The sequence below is a fragment of the Pseudomonas sp. AC211 genome (assembly GCF_979258055.1).
Genome location: NZ_OZ409830.1, coordinates 5094780 through 5111386, shown reverse-complemented (window position 1 = coordinate 5111386; position 16607 = coordinate 5094780). Strand labels below are relative to the sequence as shown.

20 protein-coding genes and 4 pseudogenes are annotated in these 16607 nt (G+C 62.1%); 15 read left to right on the top strand and 9 right to left on the bottom strand.

Going from position 1 to position 16607, the window contains the following annotated elements; genetic code table 11:
- Positions 1–15: 15 nt before the first annotated feature.
- The 6 genes and pseudogenes from ACZZZP_RS23790 to ACZZZP_RS23765 all read right to left on the bottom strand — a co-directional run bounded on the left by ACZZZP_RS23790 (position 16) and on the right by ACZZZP_RS23765 (position 4469).
- Complete coding sequence (locus ACZZZP_RS23790) at positions 16–969, bottom strand: sensor domain-containing diguanylate cyclase (RefSeq protein ID WP_463384347.1); 954 nt, start codon at positions 967–969, stop codon at positions 16–18.
- A gap of 8 nt (positions 970–977) precedes the next feature.
- Positions 978–1982, bottom strand: a pseudogene (locus ACZZZP_RS23785) (response regulator).
- A 167-nt stretch (positions 1983–2149) separates the two neighbouring features.
- Positions 2150–2758 carry a glycosyltransferase gene (locus ACZZZP_RS23780; RefSeq protein WP_463536894.1) on the bottom strand — a complete coding sequence of 203 codons (609 nt, stop codon included), beginning with the start codon at positions 2756–2758 and terminating at the stop codon, positions 2150–2152.
- 22 nt (positions 2759–2780) lie between these two features.
- The gene (locus ACZZZP_RS23775; RefSeq protein WP_463536893.1) at positions 2781–3428 is read right to left on the bottom strand and encodes a hypothetical protein; all 648 of its coding nucleotides are present in this window, start codon (positions 3426–3428) and stop codon (positions 2781–2783) included.
- Between the two features lie 200 nt (positions 3429–3628).
- The gene (locus ACZZZP_RS23770) at positions 3629–4207 is read right to left on the bottom strand and encodes an FCD domain-containing protein (protein ID WP_463536986.1); all 579 of its coding nucleotides are present in this window, start codon (positions 4205–4207) and stop codon (positions 3629–3631) included.
- A complete protein-coding gene (locus ACZZZP_RS23765) occupies positions 4149–4469 on the bottom strand; it encodes a GntR family transcriptional regulator (RefSeq protein ID WP_463536985.1) in 321 nt (106 codons plus the stop codon). Before ACZZZP_RS23765 ends, ACZZZP_RS23770 begins: the two co-directional genes overlap by 59 nt.
- On the opposite strand from ACZZZP_RS23765, the gene ACZZZP_RS23760 reads away from it, so the two are divergent.
- From ACZZZP_RS23760 to ACZZZP_RS23690, 15 genes and pseudogenes are all read left to right on the top strand, one after another.
- Positions 4359–4601, top strand: coding sequence for a hypothetical protein (locus ACZZZP_RS23760; RefSeq protein WP_463537004.1), 243 nt, complete (start codon positions 4359–4361; stop codon positions 4599–4601). The genes ACZZZP_RS23765 and ACZZZP_RS23760 overlap by 111 nt on opposite strands.
- Before the next feature lie 148 nt (positions 4602–4749).
- A pseudogene (locus ACZZZP_RS23755) lies at positions 4750–5807 on the top strand (polyamine ABC transporter substrate-binding protein).
- 168 nt (positions 5808–5975) lie between these two features.
- Positions 5976–6836: an ABC transporter permease gene (locus ACZZZP_RS23750; protein WP_463384343.1), complete on the top strand. Its 861-nt coding sequence runs from the start codon at positions 5976–5978 to the stop codon at positions 6834–6836.
- Positions 6833–8713 carry a polyamine ABC transporter ATP-binding protein gene (gene potA / locus ACZZZP_RS23745; protein ID WP_463536892.1) on the top strand — a complete coding sequence of 627 codons (1881 nt, stop codon included), beginning with the start codon at positions 6833–6835 and terminating at the stop codon, positions 8711–8713. Before ACZZZP_RS23750 ends, potA begins: the two co-directional genes overlap by 4 nt.
- 162 nt (positions 8714–8875) lie before the next feature.
- A complete protein-coding gene (locus tag ACZZZP_RS23740) occupies positions 8876–10099 on the top strand; it encodes a glycosyltransferase (RefSeq protein ID WP_463384341.1) in 1224 nt (407 codons plus the stop codon).
- Positions 10092–10352 (top strand): hypothetical protein, encoded by a 261-nt coding sequence (locus ACZZZP_RS23735; protein ID WP_463537003.1) that lies wholly within the window; start codon positions 10092–10094, stop codon positions 10350–10352. Before ACZZZP_RS23740 ends, ACZZZP_RS23735 begins: the two co-directional genes overlap by 8 nt.
- On the top strand, positions 10280–10450 hold the full coding sequence (locus ACZZZP_RS23730) for a cupin domain-containing protein (protein ID WP_463536984.1): 171 nt from the start codon (positions 10280–10282) through the stop codon (positions 10448–10450). The genes ACZZZP_RS23735 and ACZZZP_RS23730 overlap by 73 nt, the downstream gene beginning before the upstream one ends.
- A 111-nt stretch (positions 10451–10561) precedes the next feature.
- Positions 10562–10684 carry a hypothetical protein gene (locus ACZZZP_RS23725; protein WP_463536891.1) on the top strand — a complete coding sequence of 41 codons (123 nt, stop codon included), beginning with the start codon at positions 10562–10564 and terminating at the stop codon, positions 10682–10684.
- A complete protein-coding gene (locus ACZZZP_RS23720) occupies positions 10681–10797 on the top strand; it encodes a cupin domain-containing protein (protein WP_463536983.1) in 117 nt (38 codons plus the stop codon). Before ACZZZP_RS23725 ends, ACZZZP_RS23720 begins: the two co-directional genes overlap by 4 nt.
- Positions 10751–10909, top strand: a complete 159-nt coding sequence (locus tag ACZZZP_RS23715; protein ID WP_463536890.1) for a hypothetical protein — start codon at positions 10751–10753, stop codon at positions 10907–10909. Before ACZZZP_RS23720 ends, ACZZZP_RS23715 begins: the two co-directional genes overlap by 47 nt.
- A gap of 5 nt (positions 10910–10914) precedes the next feature.
- Positions 10915–11250 carry a hypothetical protein gene (locus tag ACZZZP_RS23710; RefSeq protein ID WP_463536889.1) on the top strand — a complete coding sequence of 112 codons (336 nt, stop codon included), beginning with the start codon at positions 10915–10917 and terminating at the stop codon, positions 11248–11250.
- Complete coding sequence (locus ACZZZP_RS23705; protein WP_463536982.1) at positions 11222–11914, top strand: aminoglycoside phosphotransferase family protein; 693 nt, start codon at positions 11222–11224, stop codon at positions 11912–11914. Before ACZZZP_RS23710 ends, ACZZZP_RS23705 begins: the two co-directional genes overlap by 29 nt.
- A gap of 50 nt (positions 11915–11964) precedes the next feature.
- Positions 11965–12234: pseudogene (locus ACZZZP_RS23700) on the top strand (aldehyde dehydrogenase family protein); the annotation flags it as partial.
- Between the two features lie 26 nt (positions 12235–12260).
- On the top strand, positions 12261–12608 hold the full coding sequence (locus tag ACZZZP_RS23695) for an aldehyde dehydrogenase family protein (protein ID WP_463536888.1): 348 nt from the start codon (positions 12261–12263) through the stop codon (positions 12606–12608).
- Positions 12565–13452 carry an aldehyde dehydrogenase family protein gene (locus ACZZZP_RS23690; protein ID WP_463536887.1) on the top strand — a complete coding sequence of 296 codons (888 nt, stop codon included), beginning with the start codon at positions 12565–12567 and terminating at the stop codon, positions 13450–13452. The genes ACZZZP_RS23695 and ACZZZP_RS23690 overlap by 44 nt, the downstream gene beginning before the upstream one ends.
- Before the next feature lie 30 nt (positions 13453–13482).
- Here the strand turns inward: ACZZZP_RS23690 and ACZZZP_RS23685 are convergent, their stop codons facing one another.
- The 3 genes and pseudogenes from ACZZZP_RS23685 to cbiE all read right to left on the bottom strand — a co-directional run bounded on the left by ACZZZP_RS23685 (position 13483) and on the right by cbiE (position 16537).
- Positions 13483–14235 carry a cobalt-precorrin-6A reductase gene (locus ACZZZP_RS23685; RefSeq protein WP_463536886.1) on the bottom strand — a complete coding sequence of 251 codons (753 nt, stop codon included), beginning with the start codon at positions 14233–14235 and terminating at the stop codon, positions 13483–13485.
- Positions 14232–15329 carry a cobalt-precorrin-5B (C(1))-methyltransferase gene (locus tag ACZZZP_RS23680; RefSeq protein WP_463384336.1) on the bottom strand — a complete coding sequence of 366 codons (1098 nt, stop codon included), beginning with the start codon at positions 15327–15329 and terminating at the stop codon, positions 14232–14234. The genes ACZZZP_RS23685 and ACZZZP_RS23680 overlap by 4 nt, the downstream gene beginning before the upstream one ends.
- A gap of 3 nt (positions 15330–15332) precedes the next feature.
- A pseudogene (gene cbiE / locus ACZZZP_RS23675) lies at positions 15333–16537 on the bottom strand (precorrin-6y C5,15-methyltransferase (decarboxylating) subunit CbiE).
- Between the last annotated feature and the right edge of the window lie 70 nt (positions 16538–16607).

Below are 16607 nucleotides of genomic sequence, written 5' to 3'. Positions count from 1 at the left end.
GCATTGCGAGATCGCTTACTCGTAAACCGTCACGCGGTTGCGCCCGTCTTCCTTTGATGCATACAGCGCTTCGTCCGCCCAGCGAATCCATTCTTCATGGTGGTCGCAGGTCACGGACAGATCCGCCACACCCAGGCTGATGGTCAGGCGCAGAATTTCCCCGGCATGTTCAATTTTCAGCGCGGCGACGTTGTGGCGCAGGCGCTCGGCAAACACGCGGCCGCCTTCCTTGCTGGTGTCCGGCAGCAGAATCACAAACTCCTCACCGCCGTAGCGGCCGGCCACGTCCATGTCGCGGCTCAGGTCGCGAATCACATCGGCGACGCGCTGAATGGCTTTGTCGCCGGCCTGATGGCCGTAGGTGTCGTTGATGCGTTTGAAATGGTCAATGTCGAGCATGATCAGCGTCGCCGTGCTGTCGTAACGGCGGTGGCGGGCGTGCTCTTTTTGCAGGCTCTCTTCCCAGTGACCGCGGTTGTACAAGCCGGTGAGGCGATCGGTACTGGAGAGCTTCTGCAGCTCGGCGTTGGCCGATAGCAGCTGGCGGCGGTTGTTTGCCACGTCGGTAACGTCGTAGATCACCAGGCAGATATGGCCGATTTTGCTGTTCGCCGAACGCAGCGGGAACAGCGTGGTGTTCTGGTACATGAAATCTTCACGGCCCGTGATTGGCTGGTAATTCTGGAACCGCAGCAAGTACGGCCGCTGCTCCCACACCGTGAACGCCGGGGTGCCGAGGGCGGCGACGCCTTCGACTTTCTTGCGAAACCACTTGCTGTCCACTTCCGGGAACAGTTCGAAGAACGAGCTGCCGTTGGCCACGCCTGGCTGAATGCCCGAGCGGTTTTCCATAAACGTGTTCCACACCAGCACGCGGTAATCCGCATCGAACACCACCACGCCCACGTCGATGCTCTGCACGATGGCGAGCAGCCAGTGGAATTCGTTGAGGTCGATCGGCTCGTTCATGGGGCGGCCTAATTCATCAAATACGCGAGTTTTTTGTGCAACAGCTGCACGGAATCTTCGCTGAACAGCATCAGCAAGTCGAAGTGGATGTCGTGTCCTTCAAGGCTGTAGCTGATTTCCACGGCCAGGGTTTTCTTGTTGCGCCGGCTGTTCACGTGAATCAACTCATCGATGGCCAGGTGCTCGCCCAGAATTTGCGGATGGCTCTGGGAAAACACCACGTCGATCTGCTCGGCAATCCCCGCCAGGCATGCGCCGATTAACAGGGTGGAGAGGTCCAGGAGCATTTCCAGATCGCCGCCGTCGTTGCCGTCGCGGTGCAGCAGGAGTCGCCATGTCGGCGATTTCGGAGTCGTGGAAAATCAGCAGCGCTTCACCGGCGATACCGCTGCCGATGTAGCCCTGGCAGATAGCGGTCAGGCGCTCGTCGCCGCGCTGCACATCGGCCAGTGCCATGTGCAGCTCGCCCACTTCCAGCAGGTTGACGTTGGGCACCGGCAGTTGCACGAACACATCCAGCACCCGCGCCAGCAACGCACCAGCACGGCCAATGGCGACGTTGACGGTTTCTTGCAGGGCGTCGCGAAAACTGGTCGGGGCATCGCTGGTCGGCGCGCTGGCGGCAATGTCGTGCGGCGGCACGGCGAGCAGGCCGTGGGCATTGAGGGTGGCGCGAAATTCGGCGGGGTCGAAGGGTTTGCACAAAAAGGCCAGTGCGCCCAGCTCCAGCACGCGGCGCCGGGCTTCTTCTTGCACGTCAGCAGAAATGACGATGATCTGCGCGTCCAGACCCTCTTCACGCACGGCGTTGAGTACCTGATAGCCGTCCATGACCGGCATGGTCAGGTCCAGCAGCACCACGCGGCCCAAGCCGTTGCGAATCGCCTCCAGCCCCGCCAGGCCGTTGTCCACCTCCGTGACGGACACCGCCCATTCAGGCGGCAGCGCGCAGCAGCGAGCTGCTTTCGCACCATGCTTGAGTCGTCGCAGACTAACAGAGAAATTGAGGGCATTGCGGGTTTCTCTACGCGCTCGTACTACGCCGAAATCAGCTAACCGAGAAAGGTGGCGATAATGGCTCAATGATGGCAATTTCGTCCATCGAAGAAATTGACATTCAAGACGGCAAATAGTGCGCCAAATGGCGTAGAAAGCTGGGTTTTCCAGAAAAAACAGCAGGTTATGTCGCCAACGTGAGGATGGCCTTTGCCGCCACAATACTGCCCGGATTGGCCTGCATAGTGGCACTGATGCCCTGCAAGCGAGCAACCAGCGCCTCATCTGCCAGCAATTGGCGCAGCGCGTTTGGCAGCGCCGCCAGCGGTTCGGCAAAGCGCGGAAGGTAAGCGCCTACACCCACTTCTTCGGCACGACGGGCGTTGTCGTGGCCGTCCCAGCAGTACGGAATCACCACCGACGGCAGGCCGAAATACAGCGCCTCGCAGAAGCTGTTATTGCCGCCGTGATGCACGAACAGCCTGCATTCGCGCAGCACGGCTGGCTGCGGGAACCAGCTGTCGAGGTAGACGTTGTCAGGCACGCTGTCGTACATCTCGCGGTACGCGCCGACGTTGATCAAGCGGTACGGCAGGTCGGCGACGGTCGCGATCAGCCGCTTCATCATCTGCACATCGGCGGCGCCCAGGCTGCCGAAACTCACGTAGATCAGCGGCGCCTCGTTATGCGCCGGAAACTCGGGCACCACGTATGGCGCCTCGGAGCGCACGCAGCCGTCCAGGTACACATAGCGCTCCGGGGTCAACGGCTGTTCACGTTTGTAACGAACCAAATTGTGGGCGACAGCAGCAGGTTCAAATACGGCGAATCTTCGAGAAATTGGCCCGGCAGGTTTGGCGGGTGCTGGCAGCTGTCGAGAAAGCGCGCAAAACGCGCATGGGCCGGCGCCACCGCCTTGTGGTAACGGCTGACAAAGGCCTCGCGCCCCGCCTTGTCATCTGCCGCGCAGCCCGACAAATACGGCGGCACGGCGGCGTCGAGCAACTCGGTTTCGGCACACGACACCATGCGCACCAGGGGCAGCCGGCGTTGCTGATGGCCGGAAAGGTGACCACGTTGTCGAGCACGATCACGTCGGGGCGCAAGCGGGCGAGCAGTTGCTGCAGCGGTTTTTCTGCGTCGATGGCGGTGTCGATGATCGCTTCCCAGGCCGGCGCTACGTAGCTGTCGATCTGCTCGAGCGGGGTCTGGTCGAAGTAGGGAATGTTCTTCTCGATGAAGGTTTCCCAGTAATGCTGGTGTTCCGCCGCGGACAATTTGGTTTGCGCGGGAATCAGGAATTCCGGAAATCCGTACTCGGCGAAAATGCCTTGGAAATGGCCGTGGCAGATAAACACCGGCTTGGCACCGAGCCCCTTGAGCACCTGCGCGATGCCGATGCAATTGAGCGCGGCACCAAAACTGGCTTCGGGGAAAAAGGCGATCACGGGATGTTTGGGCATTCACACGTATCCGGCAGGGACATAAACATTTGCTTGAATCCACCGATGCAAGATCGCCGGGTTAGCGGTGATCCATCCAGAATTCTGGATTCCGAAGCGTCGGACCGCCGCCTACGCGGGAATGACGGTGGATTTCAAAGCGCCTGGGTAAGGCTCGGTATTTTTTAGCACAAAAAAACCGGGCATGTAGGGCAATTTGCTTACCGGCGTAATGGACCGATTTGCGGCACGCCACGGTTGGCCGTTTGCGGGCGCTGGGCCGAAGACAGGCGCAAATGCAGGCGCATCAGGTCGGCGGCAATCTCTAGCTGACCCCGTTCGATGTGCTCGATGATGCGTAAATGTTCGCGCAAGGCTTCTTGCAGCCGGTGCACGCTGACCATCGGCAACAGGTTCGGCAAACGGCGCGGCGCCTGGTGATGCAGCAGCGCATCGCGCAGAAACTGGTTGCCACAGCTCTGTGCAATGCACTCGTGAAAGCCGATATCGAGTTCGCGAAATTGCTGGGTGTCGAAACTGCTGATGCCCTGATTTAACAGCGCTTCCATGCCTTCGCGCAGCAGCGCCGGGCGCGCCAAGTCCGCCTCGAAGCCCGGACTGAGCAAGGCTTGCGGCTCCATCAACAGGCGGTAATGGAGGCTGTCTTCCAGCGCGGCGAGGTTGTTCAGCAGCGGCCGGAATAACCATGATTGGCCCGGTCCGCGCTCGACCACCTGAGTTTCACTGAGCTGGGTGATGACCTTTTGCGCGGCCGGACGGCCGATGCTGTAGCGGCGCATCAAGTCGCTGACGCTGATGCTGCTGCCCGGACGCCCTGCCATGCGATCGCGCAGCACGGACGTCGCCAGGGCTTCCTCTTCGGCTTGCGGCAGCGCGGCGCTCATGGCCGGGTCGGGCAGCGCCAGCAGAGCTGTAGCCCTTGCCGGCCTCGTGGCTGAGCAATTGCTCTTCCTGCAGCAGCTTCAGCGCGGCGCGAACCAGCGTGCGCGACACCTGAAAGGTGCGCGCCAAGGCTTGCTCAGAAAGCGCCTGACCGACCACCAGACCGCTTTCCTGCACGTGTTCAAGAATGCGTCGGGCCAATTCCAGGTGGTTGCCCCCGTGGTTTTTTTCGCTGCTGGTGGTCACGCCTGTTTATCCCTGTCGATCAGTGCTGGGCACCTTATTCCATAGGAGCGGTGGGCAACAACAGCAGCGCACCGGGAAGAAAAACCGTTGACACAGAAATTTCCGGTCTTAATTTCGGAAAAAAAACATATTAGCTAGATTTTGCAGCACTGCCTTCGAACACCAACAACAACAGTCGTTAGGAGCGCGCAACATGAGTAAGCTGAAAAACCTGTTGTCTCTGGGTTTCGCTGTATCGCTGGCCGTATCGGCTCAAGCCGTCAGCGCCAAAGACCTGGTCATCTCCATCTGGGACGGCTACATGGCCCCCGATGCGCTAGAGAAATTCAAGGCCGCCAGCGGCGTCGACACCGACAAAGCGCTGCACGCCACCAACGAAGAAATCATGGGCAAGCTGATGGCCAACGGTGGCGAAGGCTACGACGTGGTCTTCGTTTCCTCGCCCTTCGCCGAAGTGCTGCACAAGCAAGGTTTGCTGGCCGACATCGACCCGGCCGAAGTGCCCAACCTGAAGAACCTCTACCCCGAAGCCAACAAGCTCGAGTACGACATCGGCAATAAATTCTCCGTGCCGTACACCTGGGGTACCACCGGCATTTGCTACCGCTCCGACAAGATCGCCACCGCGCCCAGCAGTTGGAAGAGCTGCTCAACCCCAGCGACGCGCTCAAAGGCAAAGTCACCCTGCTTGCCACCGACCGCTGGATGCTCGGCGCCGGTTTTCTTGCCAACGGCTGGTCGGTGAACGACGCCGATGCCAAGCACCTGGCCACCGTGCGTGACGAACTGATCGCCGCGAAAAAACGCATCCTGTCCTTCGACGACACCACCTTCTACTCCAAGCTCGCCTCCGGCGAAGCGCTGATGGCCAATGCCTGGGACGGCTGGTGCAACTACGGCACCACTGACAACGCCGCGATCAAATTCGTGGTGCCCAAGGAGGGCTCGGATTTGTGGGTCGACACCATGGTCGTGCTGAAAAGCTCCAAGCACCCGGAAGAAGCCTTCAAGTTCGTGAACTTCATGCTGGCCAAGGAAAACCACGCCTGGGTCGCCGAAAACATCCTCTACAAAGTGCCCAACCAGGCCGCCATGGAAGGGCTCTCGCCCGAGCTGCTGCAGAAATACCCCAACCTCACCACCGCTCCAGCGGAACTGCTGAAGATGGAGCAGCTGCGGGATGTGGGTGGCAGCACGCAAAAAGCGTATACCCGCGCCGTCACCGAAATCATGGCCTCTGAGTCCAACTGACGGACTCCTGGGCGTCGGCCATACGGCGTTGAACGCGTGCCGAAAATGCTCACGTACTTAAGTACGCTGCCGCTTTTCGCCCCACGTTCGCCTTGTCTGGCTCTAGCCCAGTAGCCCTCGATTTCAGGCAGCTATCGCTGCCTCAACCCAGCATTTCGAGAATCCTGAATGAGTTCATTGCACGCTGATAGGAAACTATCGGCCTGGCTACTGACGCCCGGGCTTGGCTGGTTGCTGCTGTTTTTAGTGCTGCCGTGCCTGCTGGTGTTGGTGTACAGCTTCGTCGAACGCGGTGCCTATGGCGGCATTGAGTGGACGTTCACCTGGGACAATTACCAGCGCGCGTTCGACCCGCTGTACCTGGGCATCTTGCTCAAGTCGGCAAAAATCGCCGCGCTGGCCACGTTGTTCGCGGTGCTGATCGGCTACCCGGCGGCGTATGCCATTGCCCGCGCGCCGCGCCACCGTCAGCCGATCTATCTGTTTCTGGTAATGCTGCCGTTTTGGAGCAATTACCTGATCCGCACCTATGCCTGGATCGTGCTGCTCAACCGCGAAGGCCTGCTGAATAAACTGTTCAGCCTGCTGGGTTACAGCGGCGACCCCATTAGCCTGCTGTACACCGAAAGCTCGGTGGTGCTGGGCCTGGTTTACAACTACATCCCCTTCGTGATTCTGGCGATTTACTCGTCGCTGTCGCGCATCAATGGCGAGCTGTGGGAAGCCTCGCGCGACCTCGGCGCCTCCGGCTGGATGACCTTTCGCCGCGTGATTCTGCCCTTGAGCGTGCCGGGCATCGCCGCAGGTTCCGTGTTCGTGTTTGTGCTCAGCATCGGCAACTTCATCACTGCTGATCTGCTCGGCGGCAAGCAGGTGCAGATGGTCGGCAACCTCATCTACTCGCAGTTCCTCACGGCGCGTGACTGGCCGTTCGGCTCGGCGCTGAGCTTTATCCTCATCGCCATCATGTTGCTGCTGTTGTTCGTGCAGGCGCTGCTGGCCCGTCGCGCGGCGGAGGGCAAAGCATGAGCCGTCAAACCATGACCAGTTCCACCGTACTCGGCGTGCATTTGTGGCTGGTGTACGCCTTCCTCTATGTGCCGATCCTGGTGCTGATTCTGCTGTCGTTCAACAAGTCCGGCCTGCCCACTTCGTGGAGCGGTTTCTCCTTGAAGTGGTACAGCGCGCTGGCCAATAACAGTGCGGTGCTGTCAGCGGCACTCAATACGCTGATCGTGGCCTTGAGCTCCACGGTTATCGCCTGTGTGCTCGGCACGCTGCTGGCGTTGGGCGTGGAGTTGCGCCGCAAAGGCGACAACAAAGGCTACGTCGCCGACACCCTGTTGATGGCACCGATGATTATCCCGGACATCGTTCTGGCCATCGCCCTGTTGAGCTTTTTCAACTTGGTGAAGATGGGCCTGGGTCTGCATTCCATCGTCATCAGCCACGCAGTGTTCAACATCGCCTTTGTCTGCGCCGTGGTGCGCACACGCCTCAAGCACTTCGACTATTCGATTCTCGAAGCCTCGATTGATCTGGGCGCCAGCTGGTTCACCACGCTGCGCCGCGTGCTGCTGCCGGCGATTTTTCCCGGCGTGATGGCGGGCGGATTACTGGCGTTCACCCTGTCGGTGGACGAATTCATCATCGCCTTTTTCAACTCCGGCTCCGGCCAGGCTTCCACCACGTTGCCGATGCAGATCTACGCCATGATCCGCTTCGGTGTGACCCCCGAAATCAATGCCCTGGCAACGCTGGTGATGCTCGTCAGCATCACCGCACTGCTGGCGTCGCAGCGCTTGAACAAGGCCCGTCTCACCATGAATAAGATCGCCATGAATGAACCGGCCCTTCGCGAACGCGCGGCCGATGATGTGAAAAACGTGCTGGTTCTGGACAAGGTCAGCAAGTCGTACGGCGAGCAGTTGGTGGCCGTCGACCAAGTGTCGCTGAGCATCCGCGAGAACGAATTTTTCGCCCTGCTTGGGCCGTCCGGCTGCGGCAAAACCACCTTGTTGCGCATGCTCGCCGGCTTCGAAACACCAAGCGGCGGCTGCATTTACCTGGACGGCACCGACATCTCGCCGCTGCCGGCCAACAAGCGTCCGCTGAACCTGATGTTCCAGAGCTACGCGCTGTTCCCGAACATGACCGTGCGCAAGAACATCGCCTACGGCCTGGAGATGGAAAAGTTGCCCGCCGCTGAAATTCGCCAGCGTGTGGACGCCGTGCTCGCCACCGCGCAACTGGGCGAGTTGGCCGAGCGCAAGCCCGATCAACTTTCTGGCGGCCAACGTCAGCGCGTGGCCCTGGCCCGTGCGCTGGTGAAACGCCCGCGCGTGCTGCTGCTCGATGAACCGCTTGGCGCGCTGGATAAAAAGCTGCGGGAAAAGATGCAGCTCGAACTCAAGCGCCTGCAACACGAGAGCGGCATCACCTTCATCATCGTCACCCACGACCAGGAAGAAGCGTTGGTGATGTCCGACCGCATGGCCGTGCTCAATGGCGGCAAGGTCTGCCAATGCGGCTCGCCGGCCGAGCTGTATGAAAACCCCAACAGCCGCTTCGTCGCCAACTTCATTGGCGTGAGCAGCATCCTCGAAGGCGTGCGTCAGACCGACAGCAGCGTGGTGGTGCGTAACCGCAGCCTCAAGGTGGAGTCGGCGGTGGGCGAGCGTACGGGTGAAGCGGTGGCGCTGGTGATCCGCCCCGAGCGCTTGCAGGTGCTCAGTTCGACCACGCCGCTGGCCGACGAACAAGCCTGCGTCAATCAGGTAGACGGGCAGATTGTGGAAGTGGCTTACCACGGCCTCGACACCAACCTGCACGTGCAGACCCGCACTCAGCGACAAGCCGCTGATCGTGCGCGTGCCCTCTTCGCAAGTGGACAACGCCCGGTTTGAACAGGGCGCCAGCATTCGTCTCGGCTGGCAGACGCGGCATGCCCGCGTGCTGACCCGCTAGCCCCACCCCCACCCTTTTACGTTCGGCAGGAGTAGGCGTCATGAAGCAAAAGGTCATCGCTTTTTTTTCCCGAGGCGGCATACGGCCCGGCATTGAATTCCGTGGGCATCGCCCAGGCGTGCGAAGCGCTGGGGCACAAGGCGGTGTTTCTCACCGACCCCGGCATGAGCGGCGTGTATTCGGGCTACGGGTTTGAAGAGCACATGGTGAATATGTCGGCGCCGATGCCGGCCGAAGAAATGGCCAAGTACTGGGTCGACTTCATCAACGGCCACATTCCCAACTTCCGCAAATCGCCGCTCGAGCAAATTCCCAACTACGTGAAGGAATGCTGGGCCGCCATCGTCGAAACCGCCAAGTGGGCCGAGAAAGATTTGCCCGCCGTGCTGGCCAAGGTGCAGCCAGACCTGATCTGCGTCGACAACGTGATTCTGTTCCCCGCCATCAAGCAATACGGCAAGCCGTGGGTGCGGATTATTTCCTGCTCGGAAAACGAGATCGAAGACCCGGATATTCCGCCGCATCTGTCGGGCATGAGCGTGCACGACAAAGCCGGGCACGCCGAATTCCGTCGCCGCTTCGAAGAAGAAGTCGGGCCCATTCACGCCGACTTCAACGAATTTCTCGTCGCCCACGGCGAACAACCCTACCCGCTCGGCACCTTCTTCGAAGCGTCGCCGTTTATGAACCTGTTGCTCTACCCGGACCCGGTGAAGTTTGAACGTCGCCACGCGCTGCCGGCCGAGCAGTTTCACTACCTGCAAGGCTGCGTGCGCGCCGACAAGCCGTACGACATTCCCGAATTCAAAGCCAACAACGACAAGCCGCTGCTGTATGTCAGCTTTGGCAGCCTGGGTTCGGGCGATGTCGACTTGCTCAAACGCTTGATCGTCGCCATCGGCAAGCTGCCGTACCGGGCGCTGTTTAACGTCGGCGAGCACATGGACGAATACGCCGACCTGCCCGACAACGTGCTGATTTCCAATTGGTACCCGCAGCCGTCAGTGATCGAAAAGGTCGACGCGGTGATCCACCACGGCGGTAACAACAGCTTCACCGAATGCCTGTTTTTCGGTAAGCCGGCCATCGTCATGTCGTACGTGTGGGACGGCCACGACAACGCCATGCGCGCCGAAGAAAGCGGCCACGGTTTCAAGCTCGATCGCTACGAATGGAGCGAGGCCGACCTGGCCGCCAAGCTCGACGCCTGCCTCACCGACAGCGCCATGCAAGCGCGCCTGAAGCAAACCAGCGCGTACATGCAATCACGCAAAGGCCCGCAAGACGCGGCAAAAATTCTCGATGGACTGCTTAACCATGACTGAAGCTAACACCAGCACAGCGCCTGCGCTGTACGACGTCAGCACGCGCACCGACCTGGTGGACTGGGGCGTGCAAAGCGATGCCGTGGAAGGCGTGTCCCGCTCCAGCGGCCGCCTGCTGTTCAAAGGCCCGAACAACAGCCGGAAACCGGCTTATGGGTGTGCACGCCTGGGCGCTGGCGCCTGTCGATTCCGCGCGACGAGCTCTGCCATTTCGTCAGCGGCCGCGCCTACCGCGAAGACAACGGCGAAGTGATCGAAGTGAAACCCAACACCCTCGTGCTGTTTCCCGCCGGCTGGACCGGCGAATGCCACGTGCAGGAAACCATTCGTAATTTGTACATGCTGGCGTAAGCCAACGAAGAACCCTGTAGGAGCGGCTTTAGCCGCGATGGGCTGGAACCCAGATCAAGAACATCGCGGCTAAAGCCGCTCCCTACACAAGCCCTTATCAAGGACCCAACCATGACCACCCCACACCTCTACAACCCGCTCGAAATCACCGACCTCAAAGACAGGGGCACCATCCCGACCATGCTTGAAGGCGAGTCGAAAGTCTCTGGCGTAGTGCTGCACAAAAGGCCCTGAAGGCCAATCCGGAGTGCGGCATCTGGGTCTGCACGCCGGGCAAGTGGTTCTGCCACGTCACCAGCGATGAGTTCTGCCATTTCCTCGAAGGCAGCAGCACCCTATGTGCATGAAAACGGCGAAGTGATCGAGATTAAACCGGACACCGCAGCGTTCTTTCCTAAGGACTGGAAAGGCACCTGCACGGTCCACGAAACCATCAAAAAGGTTTACATGATCCGGTGATCACCATGGCCGAAACCTACGCCCGCCCCGAACAACGCCGCGTCTTTCTGGCCGGCGCCGGGTACGCCAGCAGTCGCCTTGAGGCGTTGCCGATGGACGCGTCGCGGCGCTGCTATTTCCGTCTGCCCCAGGCCAACTTGTTGCTGATGGATTCGCCGCCCGGCCTGGAACCCATCGTGCCGTTTCTGACCGTGGCCATGCACCTGCGCGAGCTGGAGTTTGTCGGCGCCCCATGTGCTGGCCAGCGACGCGGCAGCCGGTCTGGCGTTGATCGAAGATTTCGGCCAGGCCACCTACACACGCCTGCTGGGCATGGGTTACGCCGAACAACCGCTGTATGAATTGGCGGTGGATGCCTTGGTGCACCTGCACCAGGCGCCGCGAGCGCTGGCGGTGAATGTGCCCGCGTATGACCTCGATGCGCTGCTGGACGAAGCGGTGCTGTTTATCGACTGGTACGCGCCGCTGCTTGTGGACAAAACCGCAGCGTTGGCCTTGCGACAGCCGTTTCTGACGGTTTGTGCCCAACTCGCCAGCGCCGTGGCGACATGCCGCGAGGCCTTGGTGCTGCGCGATTTCCATGTGGATAACTTGATGCGGCTGGACGGCCAGGCCGGCGTTAAGGCCTGTGGATTACTGGATTTCCAGGACGCCCTGATTGGCTCCTGCGCCTACGACCTGATGTCGCTGCTGGAGGACGCGCGCCGCGACGTACCGGAAACCCTGCGCGACCACCTGCTCACTCGCTACCTGGCCCAGCGCCCGGAAGTAGACGCCGAGCAGTTTGGCGCGGATTACCCGGTATTAGCGGCGCTGCGCCGCGCTAAGGTGGCCGGCATTTTTGTGCGCCTGGCACAGCGCGACGGCAAGCAGCATTACCTGGCCCATGTACCGCGCGTAATCGGTTTGCTGGACCGCGCCCTGCGCACGCCAGCGCTCTTGCCTCTGCGTGAATTTCTCGACCGTGAGTTACCCGGCTGGGCACAACCGCTGCCCGCCCACTGACTTTTCCTCGGGCTGTGGATAACCCGTCTACCGCCCCGCCTGGAGCCGCTATGAATCACTTCATCAATCCCGACTTCACGACGCCGCACAGCCAACGCCTGCGCGACATCATCAACCCCGCCACGTTGGAGAAGGTGGGCCAGATCGCCCTGGGCGACGAGGCCGATGTAAACACCGCCATCGCAGCCGCCAATGCCGCGCAAAAGCAGTGGCGCAAGGTCGATGCAAAAAGCCGCGCCGCGCTGTTGCGCCAACTGGCCAACGCCATTGAAAGCGAGGAGGCGGTCAACCGCGAAGCCGGCCGTTTGATGACGCTGGAGATGGGCGCAAACCCTTCCCGGAAGCCATGGGCGAGTTGGCCAACTGCGCACCGATTTTCCGCTACTACGCCGAGATGGCCCGCGACGATGCCGGCAAAGTCGCCGGCACCACGCAACTGGGCTCGTTCCAGCACGTGCGGTACGACGCCATGGGCGTGAGCGTGCACATCATGCCGTTCAACTTTCCGGTGCTGCTGATGTGCTGGACCGTCGCCGCCTCGCTCGCCGCTGGCAACGCCTGCATCATCAAACCCGCCGAAGCCACCACCCTGTGCACGCTGAAATTCATGGAGCATTTCCGCGTATTGCCGGCCGGTTTTGGTCAGCTGCGTGGCGGGCGATGCGACCACCGCGCAGTTGCTGATTCAATCTGAAGGCACCCACGCCGTGGCGTTTACCGGCGGCGTGGCGGCCGGTAAAGCGGTGGCCATGGCCTGCGCCGAGCGCCAGCTGAAACCCTGCGTGATCGAAGCGGGCGGCAGCGATGCGCTGATCGTCTCCAAACACGCGCCGCTGGACGTGGCCGTGGCCGGTTCGGTGACGGCGGCGTTTCACCTCACCGGGCAAATTTGTACGTCGGCCGAACGCTTTTTTGTGGTCGATGACATTCACGATGCGTTCGTCGAACGCTTCGCCGCCATGACGCAAAAACTGCGCATCGGCCATGGCCTGGAACACAGCGAAATTGGGCCACTGGTGAGCGAGGCGGCGCGCGACAAAGTGATGCGGCTGGTCGCCGACGCAGTGGCCAAGGGCGCCACCGTGGTCTGTGGCGGAAAAATTCCGCCGAGCCAGCCAGTGGGCTGGTACTACGAGCCGACCATTCTCACCGGCGTCACCCAGGCCATGGATATCCTCCACGAAGAATGCTTCGGCCCGGTGGCGGCGATCTGCAAAGTGGCCGACTTCGACGAAGCCGTGCGCCTGGCCAACGACTCCAGCTTCGGCCTTGGCGCCTCGTTGTTTTCCACCGATTTGGGCGAAGCCATGGAAGCGGCCGACCGCCTGGAAGCCGGCATGGTGTGGGTAAACAACCCGCTGATCGACAACGACGCCCTGCCCTTTGGCGGCTGGAAAATGTCGGGCATGGGCCGCGAACTCGGCCGTCAGGGCCTCGACGCCTTCCGCCGCTCGAAGATGGTGATCATCGACCACCAACCGCAGATTCACGAATGGTGGTACCCGTATAAAGACGAGGTTTTTTACCGCGAAGGCTGAAAAAATCGCGGCTAAACCCGCTCCTACAGACTACGCGTTCCTGTAGGAGCGGCTTCCAGCCGCGATGCTCTTCAGCGCCTCCAGCAACGCCCACCCCTCGCTAAATTCCCGCTCCACCGCCGGCAACACCGGCCGCCGCAGCACCAGCACCGGTACACCCAACTCGCGCGCCACCTGCAATTTCGGCTCGGTGCTCTGGCTGCCGCTGTTTTTGCTGATCAACACGTCGCAGCTCAACTGCGCAAACAGCTCGCGCTCGCTTTCCAGGGAAAACGGTCCGCGCGCGCCGATGATGTCGGCGCGCGGGGTCGGCGGCTGGCTGTGCAGGCAGCGCACGGTCCAGTGCTGGTGGTCCGGAATTTCGTCGAGGTGTTCCAGCGGTTCGCGGCCCAGCGTGAACAGCGGGCGCTTGAACGGCGCGAGGCTGTGGATAAGGTTGTTCCAGTCGGCCATTTCACGCCAATCATCACCGGCCTGCGCCTGCCAACCGGGACGGCGCAGCGCCCAGCATGGGACACCAGCAAGCTGGGCGGCGCGCGCAGCGTTGGCGCTGATTTGCGCGGCGTACGGGTGAGTGGCGTCGATTAGCAAACCGATGCCGTTGGCGGTGATGAATTGCGCCAGCCCCTCGGCGCCGCCATAGCCGCCGACGCGCACCTGACAGGGCAAGTCATCCGGCACACGGCCAAGACCTGCGAGGCTGTAAATGTCATTGGCGTTCAACTGCCGAGCCAGCGCCAGCGCCTCGGCCACGCCGCCGAGCAGCAGCACCTTCGGCCTCATTGCCCGGCGCCCGCGTAACCGACGACACCGCCCTGGCGGTCGATGGCGAACACTTCCACCTGCACCGTGGCCGGCACAATGCTTTGCGCGAATTTCAGCGCATGGGCGCACACCGCATTGCCCAGTTCGATGCCTTCGGCACTGGCGAGCGCCAGGGCTTGCTGGCTGGTGTTGCTGGAGAGGATTGCGTGCTGCAGCTCGGCGCTGGCGCCAATGGCAGCAGCCCACTTCGCCAGCTGCGGCAGGTCGATGCTGGAGTGGCGGCTGTGCAGGTCCATATGCCCGGCGGCCAATTTGCTGATTTTGCCGAAGCCACCGCACAGGCTCAGTTTGTCGACGGGCGCGATGCGCAAATGCTTGAGCACGGCGCCGACGAAGTCGCCCATTTCCACCAGTGCGGTGTCGTCCAGTTGGTAGTGCTGGCGCATGCGGTCTTCGCTGGCGTTGCCGGTGCAGGCGGCCAGGTGGGTGAAGCCGTTGGCGCGGGCGACATCGATGCCTTGGTGAATGGAGGCGATGTACGCCGCGCAGGAAAACGGCCGCACGATGCCACTGGTGCCGAGGATGGACAGGCCGCCCAAAATGCCCAAGCGCGGGTTCATGGTTTTCAGCGCCAGTGCTTCACCGTTTTCCACGCAGGCCGTCACTTCGAAGCCGCCGCCGTAGCTGTGTTCGATGGCCAGGCTGAACAGATGGCTGGTAATCATCTGCCGTGGCACCGGGTTGATTGCCGGCTCGCCCACGGCCAGGGTCAGGCCCGGTTTGGTCACGGTGCCTACGCCAGGGCCGGCGAAAAACGCCACGCCAGGTTCGGCGCGCAGACGCACGCGGGCGAACACCAGGGCGCCGTGGGTAACGTCGGGGTCGTCGCCGGCATCTTTGCGCGTGCCGGCTTCGGCGCCGTCTTCGAAGGGCCGGCAGAACTCCAAACGCATCAGCACTTCACGGCCTTTGGGCAGCACGATTTCCACGGCATCGCTGACCGTGCCCGCGAGCAACAACCGCGCCGCCGCCAGACTGGTTGCGGTGATGCAACTGCCGGTGGTGTAGCCGCTTCGCAGCGGCGCGGGTTGTTCGGGGGTTTCGTCGCGCATGGCTCAGGGCTTCACGGCATGCAGCAGGGTGATGGGCAGCGCGGCGCGCCAGGTGTCGAAGTCACCCAAGGGTAGCGCCTGGGCCACGGTGATGCGGGTCAACTCGCCGCCATGCTGTTCGCGCCAGGCCACCAGCGCCGCTTCGCTTTGCAAGGTGACGGCGTTGGCGACCAGGCGGCCGCCGGGGCGCACATGGGCCCAACAGTGGTCTAGCACGCCGGGAATGGTGACGCCGCCGCCAATGAAAATGGCGTCGGCTTGCGGCAAGCCTTGCAGCGCCTCGGGTGCATGGCCGGCGACCAATTGCAGACTCGGTACACCGAGGGCGTCGCGGTTGTGCGCGATCAAGCCTTGGCGTTCGGCATTGGCTTCCACGGCAATCGCGCGGCAGCTGGGGTGGGCGCGCATCCATTCAATGCCGATGGAGCCGCAGCCGGCGCCCACGTCCCACAGCAACTCACCGGGCATAGGTGCCAGCCGCGCGAGGGTGATAGCGCGCACGTCACGCTTGGTCAATTGGCCGTCGTGGGCGAAGGCGCTGTCGGGCAACCCTGGCGTCAACGGCAGCAGGCGGGCATCGGTATCGGCAATGCAGTCGATGGCCAGCACATTTAGCGCCGCGACTTCTGGCAAGGCCCAGGCGCTGGCAGAGCCATCGACAGCGCGCTGCAACGGGCCGCCCGGGTCGCTCCAGCACGCGCAACCGGCTGCCGCCAAAACCGCGCTGTACCAACAATTGAGCGATGGTCGCCGGGCTGGAACCGTCGTTACTCAGCACCAGCAGACGCTGGCCGGGATGGATATGAGCGTTCAAGGCGGCAACGGGGCGGGCAACCACAGACAAGCAGGTGACCTCTTGCAACGCCCAGCCCAACTGCGCGGCCGCGAGAAGAGAACGACGACGGCGCGGGGTACACCTGCATCTCAGCAGCCGGCACCTGGCGCGCCAGGCTGGCGCCGACGCCGAATAGCATCGGGTCGCCGCTGGCCAGCACGCACACCGGCGTGCCCTGCGCCGCAAGCACCGGGCCAAGGCTGAACGGACTCGGCCAACCCTGACGTTCAGCGTTCAGGCAGTGCGGCAGCAGCTCCAGCTGACGCGGGCTGCCGATGATCAGGCGCGCCTCCAGTAAGGCCCGGCGCGCAGGCTTGCCCAGACCGCTGTAGCCGTCTTCGCCGATTCCCACCACTGTCAGCCACGCCGCCATGGGCACTCCTTTTAAACCGCCGACAAGCAGGCTTTTCCTGGGGTCGGGCAAAGCGGGCATAATAGCGCGT

Excerpts from the sequence above, each read along its gene's own strand:
- ACZZZP_RS23685 (WP_463536886.1), bottom strand. The coding sequence starts at position 14,235 with ATGAGGCCGAAGGTGCTGCTGCTCGGCGGCGTGGCCGAGGCGCTGGCG.
- ACZZZP_RS23680 (WP_463384336.1), bottom strand. The coding sequence starts at position 15,329 with ATGCGCGACGAAACCCCCGAACAACCCGCGCCGCTGCGAAGCGGCTAC.
- ACZZZP_RS23705 (WP_463536982.1), top strand. The coding sequence starts at position 11,222 with ATGGGTTACGCCGAACAACCGCTGTATGAATTGGCGGTGGATGCCTTG.
- ACZZZP_RS23775 (WP_463536893.1), bottom strand. The coding sequence starts at position 3,428 with ATGCCCAAACATCCCGTGATCGCCTTTTTCCCCGAAGCCAGTTTTGGT.
- ACZZZP_RS23790 (WP_463384347.1), bottom strand. The coding sequence starts at position 969 with ATGAACGAGCCGATCGACCTCAACGAATTCCACTGGCTGCTCGCCATC.
- potA (WP_463536892.1), top strand. The coding sequence starts at position 6,833 with ATGAGCCGTCAAACCATGACCAGTTCCACCGTACTCGGCGTGCATTTG.
- ACZZZP_RS23695 (WP_463536888.1), top strand. The coding sequence starts at position 12,261 with ATGGGCGAGTTGGCCAACTGCGCACCGATTTTCCGCTACTACGCCGAG.
- ACZZZP_RS23770 (WP_463536986.1), bottom strand. The coding sequence starts at position 4,207 with ATGCGCCGCTACAGCATCGGCCGTCCGGCCGCGCAAAAGGTCATCACC.
- ACZZZP_RS23735 (WP_463537003.1), top strand. The coding sequence starts at position 10,092 with ATGACTGAAGCTAACACCAGCACAGCGCCTGCGCTGTACGACGTCAGC.
- ACZZZP_RS23710 (WP_463536889.1), top strand. The coding sequence starts at position 10,915 with ATGGCCGAAACCTACGCCCGCCCCGAACAACGCCGCGTCTTTCTGGCC.
- ACZZZP_RS23715 (WP_463536890.1), top strand. The coding sequence starts at position 10,751 with ATGAGTTCTGCCATTTCCTCGAAGGCAGCAGCACCCTATGTGCATGAA.
- ACZZZP_RS23725 (WP_463536891.1), top strand. The coding sequence starts at position 10,562 with ATGACCACCCCACACCTCTACAACCCGCTCGAAATCACCGACCTCAAA.
- ACZZZP_RS23750 (WP_463384343.1), top strand. The coding sequence starts at position 5,976 with ATGAGTTCATTGCACGCTGATAGGAAACTATCGGCCTGGCTACTGACG.